This window comes from Microbacterium sp. RG1, from assembly GCF_005347485.1.
Taxonomy (GTDB): Bacteria; Actinomycetota; Actinomycetes; order Actinomycetales; family Microbacteriaceae; genus Microbacterium; species Microbacterium binotii_A.
Genome location: NZ_CP034121.1, coordinates 3,144,608 through 3,156,922 on the forward strand (window position 1 = coordinate 3,144,608; position 12,315 = coordinate 3,156,922).

10 protein-coding genes are annotated in these 12,315 nt (G+C 69.6%); 3 read left to right on the top strand and 7 right to left on the bottom strand.

What is annotated here, in order from left to right; genetic code table 11:
* Window positions 1-110 precede the first annotated feature (110 nt).
* Entirely contained in the window at window positions 111-1,232 is a 1,122-nt protein-coding gene (locus EHF32_RS15275; protein WP_137418981.1) for a hypothetical protein, read from the top strand.
* A 16-nt stretch (window positions 1,233-1,248) separates the two neighbouring features.
* Here the strand turns inward: EHF32_RS15275 and EHF32_RS15280 are convergent, their stop codons facing one another.
* A complete protein-coding gene (locus tag EHF32_RS15280; RefSeq protein ID WP_137418982.1) occupies window positions 1,249-2,289 on the bottom strand; it encodes a hypothetical protein in 1,041 nt (346 codons plus the stop codon).
* Between the two features lie 38 nt (window positions 2,290-2,327).
* On the bottom strand, window positions 2,328-2,681 hold the full coding sequence (locus EHF32_RS15285) for a MerR family transcriptional regulator (RefSeq protein WP_443189876.1): 354 nt from the start codon (window positions 2,679-2,681) through the stop codon (window positions 2,328-2,330).
* Window positions 2,682-2,855: 174 nt separating this feature from the next.
* Here EHF32_RS15285 and EHF32_RS15290 point away from each other — a divergent pair, with 174 nt between their 5' ends.
* A complete protein-coding gene (locus EHF32_RS15290) occupies window positions 2,856-4,382 on the top strand; it encodes a SulP family inorganic anion transporter (protein WP_137418984.1) in 1,527 nt (508 codons plus the stop codon).
* A 9-nt stretch (window positions 4,383-4,391) separates the two neighbouring features.
* Here EHF32_RS15290 and EHF32_RS15295 read toward each other — a convergent pair whose 3' ends face one another.
* Both EHF32_RS15295 and EHF32_RS15300 read right to left on the bottom strand, forming a co-directional pair.
* A complete protein-coding gene (locus EHF32_RS15295) occupies window positions 4,392-4,661 on the bottom strand; it encodes a helix-turn-helix transcriptional regulator (RefSeq protein WP_137418985.1) in 270 nt (89 codons plus the stop codon).
* A 252-nt stretch (window positions 4,662-4,913) separates the two neighbouring features.
* A complete protein-coding gene (locus tag EHF32_RS15300; protein ID WP_137418986.1) occupies window positions 4,914-5,258 on the bottom strand; it encodes a DUF6907 domain-containing protein in 345 nt (114 codons plus the stop codon).
* 222 nt (window positions 5,259-5,480) lie between these two features.
* Between EHF32_RS15300 and EHF32_RS15840 the strand changes: the two genes are divergently transcribed.
* Complete coding sequence (locus EHF32_RS15840; RefSeq protein WP_161594142.1) at window positions 5,481-5,657, top strand: hypothetical protein; 177 nt, start codon at window positions 5,481-5,483, stop codon at window positions 5,655-5,657.
* A gap of 55 nt (window positions 5,658-5,712) precedes the next feature.
* Here EHF32_RS15840 and EHF32_RS15305 read toward each other — a convergent pair whose 3' ends face one another.
* The 3 genes from EHF32_RS15305 to EHF32_RS15315 form a co-directional block, all read right to left on the bottom strand.
* Window positions 5,713-8,538: a LamG-like jellyroll fold domain-containing protein gene (locus EHF32_RS15305; RefSeq protein WP_137418987.1), complete on the bottom strand. Its 2,826-nt coding sequence runs from the start codon at window positions 8,536-8,538 to the stop codon at window positions 5,713-5,715.
* Window positions 8,535-10,631: an RICIN domain-containing protein gene (locus EHF32_RS15310; protein WP_137418988.1), complete on the bottom strand. Its 2,097-nt coding sequence runs from the start codon at window positions 10,629-10,631 to the stop codon at window positions 8,535-8,537. The genes EHF32_RS15305 and EHF32_RS15310 overlap by 4 nt, the downstream gene beginning before the upstream one ends.
* A 175-nt stretch (window positions 10,632-10,806) precedes the next feature.
* Window positions 10,807-12,231, bottom strand: coding sequence for an HNH endonuclease signature motif containing protein (locus EHF32_RS15315; protein WP_137418989.1), 1,425 nt, complete (start codon window positions 12,229-12,231; stop codon window positions 10,807-10,809).
* Window positions 12,232-12,315 lie beyond the last annotated feature (84 nt).

The window sequence follows — 12,315 nt, forward strand, 5'->3', positions numbered from 1 at the left end:
GTCGTATTTTAGCACGACGATGTGTGATAAAGATAGAACAAAGATACGAACAGGTGACGTCGCGGCTGCGGGAACGAGCGGGCCGGGCAGAGGGTCGCTAGGGTGCGATCGTGGGGGTGAACGTGGATGAGAAGCACGTGCCGGGTGTTCCTGCGGGTCGGGGGCGGCAGGCGCTGTCCGTCGTGGCGTCAGGTGTGTTCTTCGCGCTGGCGAGCGCGATCGTCGTGTTCGCGCCGGTGCTCGAGACGGGCGACCCCCGCGCATCCTTCCGTGATCTGATGGCGCTGAGTCATGGATTCCGCGAGACGGCGATTGCGACCTTGGGCTTCATCGGCAGCGGTGTTCTCGTGCTGCGCATCACCTACGCGATCGGCGACCGGCGGGCCGTCGATCACGAGGCGTACGCCGAGGCGGAACAGCGCTTCTCGACGGTCGCCGCTGTCGCCAGCATGCTGGCGGTATGGCACGCGACACTGGCGCTGCCGTCGGCGCTGACCGGCTTGGATGAGGTCGGCACAGCCGCGGCGATCGTCGCGATCGTGCTGCTCACGCTGCTGTTCGCTTTCACGGTGGGAGCCTCGTGGGCTCCGGGGGCGCGTCGTCAGCGAGAGGTCGCGATCGCCGAGCGGGATCGAGCTCGGGCGAGAGCCGCCGCCGCGGGGACATTGCGCTTACGGAGCCCTGCGTGGTCGATTCTGGAGGTGCTCGCGTGGATCGCCGTGACGGGGGTGCTCGCGCCCGCTGGGCTGGGGTTTCTCGCTATCCGGCTCGTCGCCCTGACGGATGCGTCGGGTGTCGGAGCGCCCGTGGACGCCGGGTACGCCATGGCGATCGCGGCGACAGCGGCGACGATCGGAGCGGCGAGTTGGTACGGCATCCTCATCGCTCAGTTCGGGCGCTACTTGGGCGCGGGGGTCCTCGCTGTGCTCGCGCGGGTGGCGGGTGCCGTCTTCGCGATGCTCGGGTGGGTCGCGCTGGTCCTCGCGTCGGCGTCGGGGTGGATGGACAGCAGATGGGGCGGATGGGTCGCGAGCGGCATCCTCTTTCTCGTTCTCGGAGTACTGGCGGCTCTGGCGAGCCTGTGGCGGGGAGGGGAATCGCGGTTCTCACCGGTCACCGCGTTGCGACGAATGTTCGTCGGGGCGGATCGCCGGGCCGTCGAGCGGTCGGAAGAGCGCATCCGGTTGCTCGACGCGCGCATCCACGAGAAGACGCTGGTTCGCGCCACGTAGCGGCGCCCCGCATCCCTCAGAACGCGTCGAGCACCATCGATAGGAGCCCGAGTGCGATGAACGCGGCCGGCACGATCGTCGAGGCGACCGCTCCCCAGGAGGGGCGGGTGCGCAGGCGGTGACCGGGGATCGCGAGGGCGGTCCCCGCATCCGCGTGGTCGTCGCGATACAACTCGGTGCGGGCGCGCATCTTGCGTCCGACGAGGTCGACGAGCGAGATGAGTCGCGTGAAGCCGCGCGGAGTCGAGAGTCGCCAGGGGCGTCCGCTGTAGAGCACGAGCCAGCCGTCGAGCAGCTCGGCTTCGCAGTCGGATGCGAGATCGATCATGAGGGCCATGAGGTCGGGCGTGAAGATGTAGAGCGCGTCGGTCTCGTAGCCACGCGGGCAGAAGAGGCTGAAGGTGCGGTCGAAGTCGCCCTCGAGGCTCAGCCTCTGCTCGCCGCGGAAGCGTCGGCCAGTGGTGCGCAGCACGCGGGCGCGACGGTTCTCGAGCACGATGTGCGGCGTCTGGCGGTCGAGGGCGATGGCGGCGATGCCGCGGCGACGGCGGGTGCCCGCGACCTGCGGGGCGAGGGTCGCGGCGGTGAAGCGGGGGAGGTCGTTGTCGGGCGGTCCGCCGCTCAGGACGTCGGCCGTCACGACGAACGCGTCGGCGCTGGCCATGACGGAGCCGGGCAGGCGCAGGCCGACCGTGCCGCGGTCGCTGTAGGCGAGGTGGTTGGCGCGGGCGGTGCGGAAGATGCGCGCCGGGCGCGCGGCGTTGCGCCAGATGATGGCGCCGAGCACCAGCGCGTACAGGCCCGTGAAGACGAGGAAGCCGCCGTACACGGCGTCGGACAGCGCGGCGTCGAGTCCGAACGCCGGCATCATGACCTTGAGGAAGACGGCCTCGGCGGCGAGAAACATCGCGATCGTGAGGGCGACGGCCCACCAGCGGCGCGCCGCGGGAACCCCTGTGCGCCGATAGAAGTCGTTCACCTCGCGCAGCGAGACCGGTCCCGTCAGCCCTGAGAGATCGAGCGTCGCCGCGGTCTGCGGGTCGCGGCGTGCGGGCATGGTGTCAGTGTATGGATGCGGGATCTGCGCTCGGCGCGTCAGATGCGCGAGAGCTGTTCGAGGAACTCGTCGGCCATTCCCACCTGCCTCGTGAGTCTCTCGCGACGCTCAGACGCCTCCTGCTGGATGCTCGCGAGGCGGGCGCGCAGTTCGGCGTCGTCGGGGCCGGATGCGAGGGCGTCGACGACATCGAGCAGTTCGCGCATCTCGTCGAGAGTGAATCCGAGCGGCTTCATGCGTCGGATGAGCAGGATGCGGGCGACATCGTCCTCGGTGTAGAGACGGAACCCGCCGTCGGTACGCGCCGAGGGCGGCACGAGTCCGATCTCGTCGTAGTGGCGGAGCGTGCGGAACGACAGCTCGGTGCGCTCGGCGACCTCGCCGATGCGCATCGTGTGCTCGTCTGACAAGGCCGCTCCTCGGGATTCGACAGAAACCTCACGTTACGTTAGGTTTGCGCAGGCGATGCGGCGTCCGCATCCCTCCCATCTTCTCGCGTCGGCCGCCCGACGCTGCGCTCTCGGGCGCACTGTGCCCTCCCCGACCCTCCACGCCAAGGAGCTGCGTTGACCACTCTCACTCCCGCATCCACCGCCGGGCGTCACCGGATCGAACCCACGGTGCTGCAGGCCGTGCGCAGTCCGAAGCTGCTGACTCGAGAGGCGCTCGCGGGCCTGGTCGTCGCGCTGGCGCTGATCCCGGAGGCGATCGCGTTCTCGATCATCGCCGGCGTCGATCCGCGGGTGGGGCTGTTCTCGTCGTTCGTGATGGCTGTGGCGATCGCCTTCGTCGGAGGGCGGCCGGCCATGATCACGGCGGCCACCGGTGCCGTCGCCCTGGTGGTCGCGCCGGTGGTGCGCGGTCACGGGGTCGACTATCTCATCGCGACGGTGCTGCTCGGGGGAGCGATACAGATCGTGCTCGCCGTGCTCGGTGTCGCGAAGCTCATGCGGTTCATCCCCCGTTCGGTGATGGTGGGCTTCGTCAATGCCCTGGCCATTCTGATCTTCACCGCGCAGCTGCCGCAGTTGTTCGGCGACGGCATCCCGTGGATCGTCTATCCGCTGGTGCTGGTGGGTCTGGCCATCATGTTCCTGCTGCCACGCTTCACGAAGGCGGTGCCGGCGCCGTTGGTGGCGATCGCTGTCGTGACGATCATCGTGTTCGCAGCGGGTCTGCACGTGCCGACGGTCGGTGACCAGGGAACGCTTCCCGACAGCCTGCCGGCGCTCTTCGTGCCGAACGTGCCGCTGAGCCTCGAGACATTGCAGATCATCGCCCCGTACGCGCTCGCGCTGGCGGTCGTGGGTCTGCTCGAATCGCTCATGACGGCCAAGCTCGTCGACGACATCACGGACACGCGTTCGTCGAAGACCAGGGAGGCGTGGGGGCAGGGCGTCGCGAACATCCTGTCGGGGGCGTTCGGTGGGATGGGCGGATGCGCGATGATCGGCCAGACGATGATCAACGTGAAGGCGTCCGGTGCGCGGACGCGGATCTCGACCTTCCTCGCGGGCTCCTTCCTGCTGGCTCTGGTGCTGCTTCTCGGCGACGTGGTGGCGATCATCCCGATGGCGGCGCTGGTGGCGGTGATGATCGTGGTGTCGATCGCGACGTTCGACTGGCACAGCGTGCGGCCTCGCATGCTCGCGCGGATGCCGGTGAGCGAGACCGCGGTGATGATCATCACCGTTGCGATGACGGTGTGGACCCACAACCTCGCGATCGGCGTCGTGGCGGGAGTGCTCGCCGCGATGGTGCTGTTCGCCCGCCGCGTGGCGCACCTCGTCACGGTGACGCGCGTGGTGGACGCCGACGCTGAGGTTCCGACCGTGCGCTACGCCGTCGACGGCGAGTTGTTCTTCGCGTCCAGCAATGACCTGACCACGCAGTTCTCGTACACCGACGACCCGGAGCGCGTCATCGTCGACATGAGCCGGTCGCATGTCTGGGATGCGTCCACGGTCGCGGCGCTGGATGCGGTCGCGACGAAGTATCGCCGGCTCGGCAAGACCGTGGAGATCGAGGGGATGAACGCCGCCGCTTCCTCGTTCCACGGCCGCCTCACGGGGATGCTCGGCGCGGGGCACTGAACGCGACGGTCAGGCCTTCGCGAGTGCGGCGGACGGGAGCATCGTCGCGAGCTCCAGGTTCAGCACGAGGGCGAGGGAGACGAGGGTGTGCAGTCGCGGGTTCGCAGGGCTGCCCGGGTTGGACTCGCCCTTTTCGAGCTTCTGGTACGTGAACGTCGCCAGACCGGCAGCGCGCGCGACCTGCTCCTGGCTGAGGCCCCGTGCGGCGCGCGCCGTCGAGAGATTCTCGCCCAGCATCCGGCAGTACTGCGTCCACTGCTCAGCGGTGGTGATCGTCATGGATCAACTCTGAACCATTCATGCGCACGAGGAAACTGCCTGTGGAGAAGGCCCTGCGGGCAACGCGGGAGCATGTGCTGGCTCCCCTTCGCCGTGCGAGGGGGTGAGCGCGCGAAGGGGAGCCAGGCGTTGCGCCCCACGGAGACCGCAACGCGTCCCTGGATTCCCACGTCCAGTGACCATCGCCGTGTCGCCGGACCGCCGCGACACCATGTTTACATGGTACATGGTGACGCGCCGGGTGGGGGGAAGTCAGTCTCCGCCGCGCGCGCGTCCGGTGCGCGCTGTGTGCAGGATGTCGCCGAGGGCGGTCTGCAGGCGGCGGGCGCTCTCGGCGCTGAGGGTGAGACCGCGTCCCGCGTCGTCTTCGGGGCCGATCCACACCCAGAGCTCGGCAGCGGACTTCTCGAGTCCGACGATCAGATTCACGGTAGCGGCCTGAGGCGCGTTGCCCGCGGGGTCATCGATGCGCTCGACCGCGGGCACCGACGTCGCCTCGCTGCGGTGCGCCAGGCGGAGATCGTCCGACAGCTCGTGATCTCCGGTGCACCAGGCTGGGCACAGTTCGTGGTCGTCGCCGCCGAAGTAGTCGCGCATGGGGCGGTCATCCTCTTCCGGGTCGGGATCGGGCGGCGAGGTCGCTCGTCGGTGCGGGAGATTGCGCTGGTTCTGTGTCGGTCACGTCCATTTGCCGGACCTCTTTCACACCATGTATACATGGTGTGAAAGAGCAGTTCTCGTGCGAGCTCGGATGGAGTCGCCATGGCCGGTGCATCTCACAAGATCGACGGGGCGCGGGTGCTTGACGAATATGTTGGCATGGCCTGGCGTCCGGTCGATGAACGGGTGCGCTTATCTCACGACGTCGCGCTGGCGATGCGTGCGCGCGGGGTGACGATGGTGCGCGTACGCGCGGGCTGGAACCACGTGCGGGAGGTCTCGCTGCGTCGGTACCTCGACACCGCGATCGTGCGGGGGCGCGGCGAAGGACGCTGACACGTGCTCGTGGGGCCCCTCCCGCGAGATGCGGAAGGGGCCCCACGAGGTCCGCTCAGCGGCGGCGAGCTCGACGCACCGCGCCGACGCCGAAGACGAGCGCCCCGAGCCCCGCCCCGAACAGGAGCACCAGGGATGCGGCCTCGATTCCGGTGGTCGGCAGCGCGCCCGACGCACCCGGCCCCGCGGCGACCGGAGCCGTCGGGCCGGTGACCGGAGCCGTCGGGCCGGTGACGGGTGCGCTGATGAGCACGTTGCTCCAGCCCAGGATCGTGCCGTCCGCGGTGTAGACGGCGAGCCGGTGCACGCCCAGCGGGAGGGATGCGGGGGTCACAAGGCGCAGGGATCCGTCGGCGACCGTCGCCAGTCCGAGCCCGGTCGGCTGGGAGAAGAGGAACGCCGACAGTTCCTCGCCCTCGTGTCCTTCCGGCACGCGCACGCTGATCGCCTGGCCCGGCACGAAGTTCTCGGGCATCACCGTGATGAGGCCCTCGAGGGTGTCGGACAGGTCGCCCTCGACGGGGCTCCACGCGGTGTCCTCGCCGATCGTGACCGTCGCCTCGAACGGCTTGCCGGAGCGGGTACCGATCGCCTGGGTGAAGGCGAAGGCGTGTGCGCCCGAGCCTGCGACGGGCGTATCGAGAGTCACCTTCCAGGTGCCGTCCTCGGCGACGACCGCCTCGCCGAGGCGAGCTTCTCCCGCCGTGACCGTGATCTTCGCGCCCGGGAAGCCGGTTCCGGTGAAATCGGTGATCTTCGCGTCGTGCGCGAGCACCGTGCCGGTGTCGGTCGTGAGGGCGAAGTTCGCGCCCGTGCCGTCGATGTCGACGCGCTGGGTGAGGAACTCGCTCTGCGAGAGCGCATGATCGACGATGCGGGTCTCGCCGACGCATCCGTTCCAGCCGTGGTCGGGCTCGGTGTCCCACGTCGACGTGCCGATGATCCAGGGCATGAAGTCAGCCGCCATCATCCCTCCGACGTTCGAGGCGTTGCGCAGTACGGGCACGCCGTCGACGTACATGATCACGGTGCGGGCGTCGGGGTCGTTGACGATCGCCACGTGGTGCCACGAGCCGGGCATGATCTCGCCGGACCAGTTGGTGTACGAGTTGCCCGTCGTGGTGTCGCCGGCCGAGTACTGGTACTCGCGCAGGCTCGAGATGCCGAGCCATGCGGCGCCGGCGCCCGGATCTGCGGAATCGTGGATGCCGGTCCACTCGCGCGAGCCGCCGCGGGTGATCGCCGCGCCCCACCGGTTGGCCGTCTCGGTCCAGCCCTCGTCGAGCTGCAGGAAGCTCTCGAGCGTGTAGCCGGTCGAGGCGGTCAGATCGGCGAAGGTCGCCGGTGCGCCGTACTCGGTCGACAGGAACGACAGATTGTCGGGGCCGGAGGCGTTGCGGTAGACGTTGCTGAAGCAGACCGCGCCGAAGTCGGACGAGTAGTAGGCGTGGTTCTCGTGCGAGACCTTCACGTCGTCCAGGGCCTCGTTCGCGTCGGTCTGGTCGATCGCGTTGCGGTACATGGGGCTGTCGCCGGCCACGTCGGGGATCACCGAGTTCTCGTCGACGACGCCCTCGGGCACGCCACCGAATCGCCAATGCGCAACGGTGCCGTCGACCTCGACGTAGTCGTTGGAGGCGCCGGCGACGGCACGAGCGGTGCCGCCGTTCGAGCCGTTCCAGCCCTTCGACACGATCGCCTTCGCGCGCGCCGAGAGGTCGACGTTGTCTTCCTGCGACGCATCGATCGTCCACCCGAAGCGGGAGCGGAAGTCGAGCGGCATCGTGATGCTCTGCCCGGAGCCGGTCAGCACCGGAGCATCGGTGGAGGTGACGGAGTTCGCGTGCTTCTTTGGCACCCACGGCGAGATGGTCGACAGGGTGATGTCGCCGCCCGAGAGGTTGAACTCGAACAGGCTCATGATGCCGTTTCCACCGTCGGCGGCCATCTGGTAGTCGGTCAGCACCTGGTACACCGGGTGGCCGGCGTCGTTCGTGCGGGTCTGCGACGTGGAACCGTGGAAGTGGCCGTTGACGGTGAGGATGATCTCGTCGTTGCTCTTGATGAGGCGGTTCCAGAGCTCTTCGCCCCACCACCAGGATGCCGGCGACACCTGGTCCTCGGCGATACCGATGATCGCGTGCGAGGAGAGGATGACGGGGATGCCGGGGTGCGCGTCGAGCACGCCCTGCGCCCACGCGAAGGTGTCGTCGGACGCGTTCCACGCGATCGCGAGCGACATCCACGTGTGGCCCTCGGCCTGGAACAGGTAGGCCGAGGAGAGCCCGTTCTGGAAGGTGCCGATCAGACCGTCGCCCGCTTGCGCGCGGAGCTGCGACTCGCCGAAGCGGGCGAGGTAGTTGCCCGAGATGCCAACGGAGGAGCGGGCGTTCATGTCGCTTACGTCGTGGTTGCCGGGGAGCACCGAGTACTCCATGCCGCCGTCGGTGAGGATCTTCATGGCTTTGGCGGCCGCATCCCACTCGCTGCTCTGTCCCTGCTGGTCGACGACGTCGCCCACGTGCACCGTGAAGGGCATGTTGAGCTCGCGCTGGTTGTCGACGATCCACTGCGTCTGCACTTCGAAGGGGTTCGTGCCGTACTGGGGTACGAACTGCGATGCGCTGTAACGGGAGTAGAACTGCGTGTCGGGCAGCACCGGCAGAACGAAGCTGGAGCGATCGCCGGCGGCGTCGGAGCCGGTCGTGCTCGGCGCGGTGACGGTGCTCTGCGTCGCGGCGGATGCGGCTGTGCCGCCCAGGAGCACGGAGCCGGCGATGGCGGTGATGGTCGCGACCGTGACGGCGCGGCGGGTCGTTCGTGACATGAACGAGTACTCCTCGGTGGATGCGGCGGTGAGGGGCGCAGCGGAGCGGATCATCGTGCGTCTCCCGCCGTGAGACCCAAGATCTCGATCTCGGAGAGGGTCATCCACGTGCTCGCGGACTTGTTCGTGATGATGATGCGCACGCCGGTGGCGATGACCGGTTCGTTGGTGACCTCGAGGCTGAGGTCTGGTGTGGGGTTGGCGACCGGCCAGTCGGTGCCGGGAAGGTTCGCCCAGCCGCCGGTGAGTGTGCGGTACTGCACCGTGACGGTGCCGATGTTCTGTTTTCCGGCGATGTCGAACACCGCGGCTCCGGTGACCTGCTGGGGCTCGTCGAGGAAGAAGGTGATCGTGTTCGGGTTGACGCGGTTGGCTGCGCCGCCCGATCGCCAGTCGGAGAAGCCCGACACGTTACGCACGCCGTCGGTGAGCTGGAAGTTCGAGCCGTCCATGTGGGTGACGGTGTGGTGCACGCCGGGGCCGCGCAGGATGTCGGTGGCGGCGGCGGGGGTCACGGTGATGACGAGGTTCGCCGCGAACCCGCTCTTCGCGGAGGCGGGGACGGTCACCGTTCCGGGGGCGGCGAAGTCGGCGTCGGTGACGCGCGACCAGTCCCAGGTGACGGGTGCGTCGACGGTGGCCTCGGAGCCGGAGACGCCGCGGAGGACGGTACGGGGTGCGCGCATCTGGAGTTCTTTGACGAGCACGCCGGCGAAGGTCGTGTACGGGGCGTCGGCGCCGTCGGAGAGCGAGCCGATGAGGTAGCGGGCCTCGACGGGCACTTGCTCGCCGAAGTAGCCGATGCCGGTGCCGGTCACGGTGACGGTGCCGTCGGTGTTCCAGACGGCGGGGTCGGGCAGGTTCCAGGTGAGCGTCGTCATCTCGAACCGGGTGCCCCACCCGTAGACAGCGCGCAGCAGGGTCGGCAGCTGGGGTGCGGCGCCGGGCTGGATGATGACCGTGTCGGATGCGACGGTGGCGGTGAGGGGGTGGATCTTCCACTTCTGCACGGCGGCGCCGCTTGCGGTGTAGGTCTGCACCTCGGAGGCGTCGGCGGTCTTCCAGTTGTAGAGGTCGAGGGCCGCGGTGGCGCCGCCCGCATCCCGCTGCACGTTCTGCAGCGAGATCTCGCCGTTCCCGGCGTCGACGGCGGTCCACTGCGCGTAGGGGTCGGTGGCGGCGTCGTCGATGGTGCGCTCGGTGAGCTGCAGGTAGCGGAAGTCGCTTGCGGCGTTGTCGCGGCGCGAGAGCACGCGTCCGTCCTGGGTGGAGATGACGTAGGTGTCGGCCCGCGCGGTGACGGGGGAGAACACGACGGCCTGCTTCTGCGTGAGGGCGGCGACGCCGGAGATCGTGAACACGGCAGCGGGGGCGGGGTAGGTCGCTCCCGTCGGGCCGGTGGGCTGGGCGGCGGGGTTGCCGAGCTCGATGACCTTGCCGGGCGCGTACGACGACTCGATGAGGCGCAGCCGGCCTTCGCCGACGAGGGCGGATGCGGGTGCGACCCGCGCGGTGGACGCTGCCGGGGTGGCGGTGATGACCAACCCGGTGGTGACGGCGGTGACGATGGAGTGCGCGGGGGCGGTGACGGTGATCAGGCCGGTGGTAGGAACGGGCGTTGCCGGTGCGGCGACGAGCTCGCCCGCTGCGCTGGTGGTGTGCACGGTGGTGGCCGCGCCGGTGCGATCGGCGAAGGAGCGCACGTCGATCTCGAGGGCCGTCTCGGCGGCGGAGGTGTTGGCGAAGACGACTGTCGCGGTGTCGCCGGCGAGCGCGATGAGCGTGGTGTCGTCCGAGGACGCGAGCAGCGGGGTTCCGGCGGGGATGAAATCGGAGAAGTGCGCACGGACGGTGTTGGCTGCGGCGGGAAGCGAGTCGCCCGCGAGCGCCTGTGCGCCGGTGCGGGCGGTGGCGATGACGGATGCGGCGAGCTCGCTGGCCCGTCCGGAGTCGCTCGCCGTCGGGTCGATCGCTGCGGGATCGATCGAGGGCCACGCGGGGGCAGCGCCAGATGCGGCGGCGGGGTCGATGGCCACCGTGCGCGAGGGCGTCTCGGCGACGGAAGGCGCGGCCGCGGCGGCGGAGATGAGCGCGAGTGCGGCGGCCACGGCGGCCACGCTCCACGCGCGTCGGGTCGGGTGCTTCATGAGCTGTGAAGATCCTTTCGGCGGCCTCGGGACGGGCCGAGAAAAGATCTATCCGGGCGAGGGTCGCCGATGGTGTGCACTCGGTGAACCGGCTATGAACGCGGGTGCGCCGGGTCGGGAACGCGCGCGTGGAGCGCAGGGGACCTTGTTCGGTGCGCGTGCACGCGACTGACCGTCAGGCGGAGCTCTCCCACGGAGGCGCATCGTCGTTGTCGGGCGCGGACCGGTCGGCGTCGCGGACGGGGGCGGGTGACGCCTCTGGTGGCTCGGGTTCATCGGCGAACAACACGACGGGCGGCGAGGCGTGGTCGGTGTAGGTGTGTCCGAGTGGGGAGGTCCACGAGATCACGCCGTCATCGAGCAGCGAGACTCGCCAGGCCGTGAACTGTTTCATCGAGTGGTGACGCTGGCACAGTGCCTGCAGGTTGTCGACGGCCGTGGGGCCGCCCTTCGCCCAGTCGACGACGTGGTCGATCTCGCAGCGGATCGCCGGGGTGGTGCAGCCGGGGAAACGGCAGTGCTGGTCTCGCGCCTGCACCCATTGGCGGAGATCAGGCGGGGCGAGGCGCCGATCGCTGGCGAGCACCCGACCGTCGATCGGGTCGGTGAGGATGCGGCGCCACTCGGTGTTGCCGCCGGCCAGGCGTCTGGCGGTGTCGGCGTCGATCGGGGAACGCCCAGCGAGGTCGGCGGCGTCGTCGTCGGCGCCGATGAGCGACAGGGCGGGCACGACGACCTGGATCTGGGCGCGGATCGCGCCCAGTGTTCCCGCGTCGTCTCCGGGGAGGGCCGCATCCGCTCCGGGGTTGCCGGTGAGAAGGAGGTCGGCCATGAGATCGGCGCGCAGCTGGTCGGTGGTGCGTGTGTCGGAGGCGAGGGTGAGGTCGGCGGGGTCTGGTTCGCGCCCGGAGGCGCGCGCGTCGCGCACGCGTGCTGCTGCGTGCGCGCGGAGGTCGAGCAGGGCGCGGGCCATGCGGGTGGCGCGGTCGTAGGCGCCGTTGACGAGCACGCTGGGGGCATCGATGCCGAGGTGGCTCATGCCCTCGCCGAGCGGGGTGATCGACACCCCGCGTCGCTCCCGCGCCTCGAGGTGTCGCTCGGTGAAGGAGCGGGGATGCAGGCGCTGGGCGAGCATCTCGATGGCGCGCTTCGCCCGCCCGGGAGTCTGCGCTTCGCAGTGGGCGAGCGCGTGGGTCTCGAAGATCGCGCGCGTCTCGGCGGGGAGGATGGCGCCCGCATCCGTGATGGTGCGGACGTGGCCCATGTGGATGCGGCCCGACTCGAGTGCGGCGAGGGTGCGGGGGTAGTCGCAGGTGAGTTCGGCCGCCGCATCCATGCGCCGTTGGACGGCGCGGTCGGAGAGGCGCAGCGCGGCGCTGATCTCGGACGAAACGGCGCGCTCGGCCATGTCGCGGGCGCGCACCTGTGCGGGTGAGGATGCCGCGACCTCGCGTGCCAGTTCTCGCGCGTCGGCGAGTGCCCGCATCATGCGGGCTTGGGCCGCGGTGAGGGCCGCATCCGCTGCTTCGACGGCGTGCACGACCTCGGCGAACCGCGCGTTCTGCGCGTCGCTGAAGCCGATCACCTCGTCGCGTGCCATGAGTGCCACCCCTGGTTCGGACGCGCTCGCACGCGACCTGTGTTGCCGGGGCACTCGGCGGGAACAACAGCCGACGACCAGGTG

Excerpts from the sequence above, each read along its gene's own strand:
- EHF32_RS15280 (WP_137418982.1), bottom strand. The coding sequence starts at position 2,289 with ATGCCCGCACGCCGCGACCCGCAGACCGCGGCGACGCTCGATCTCTCA.
- EHF32_RS15305 (WP_137418987.1), bottom strand. The coding sequence starts at position 8,538 with ATGATCCGCTCCGCTGCGCCCCTCACCGCCGCATCCACCGAGGAGTAC.
- EHF32_RS15315 (WP_137418989.1), bottom strand. The coding sequence starts at position 12,231 with ATGGCACGCGACGAGGTGATCGGCTTCAGCGACGCGCAGAACGCGCGG.
- EHF32_RS15840 (WP_161594142.1), top strand. The coding sequence starts at position 5,481 with ATGGCCTGGCGTCCGGTCGATGAACGGGTGCGCTTATCTCACGACGTC.
- EHF32_RS15300 (WP_137418986.1), bottom strand. The coding sequence starts at position 5,258 with ATGCGCGACTACTTCGGCGGCGACGACCACGAACTGTGCCCAGCCTGG.
- EHF32_RS15285 (WP_443189876.1), bottom strand. The coding sequence starts at position 2,681 with ATGCGCATCGGCGAGGTCGCCGAGCGCACCGAGCTGTCGTTCCGCACG.
- EHF32_RS15295 (WP_137418985.1), bottom strand. The coding sequence starts at position 4,661 with ATGACGATCACCACCGCTGAGCAGTGGACGCAGTACTGCCGGATGCTG.
- EHF32_RS15310 (WP_137418988.1), bottom strand. The coding sequence starts at position 10,631 with ATGAAGCACCCGACCCGACGCGCGTGGAGCGTGGCCGCCGTGGCCGCC.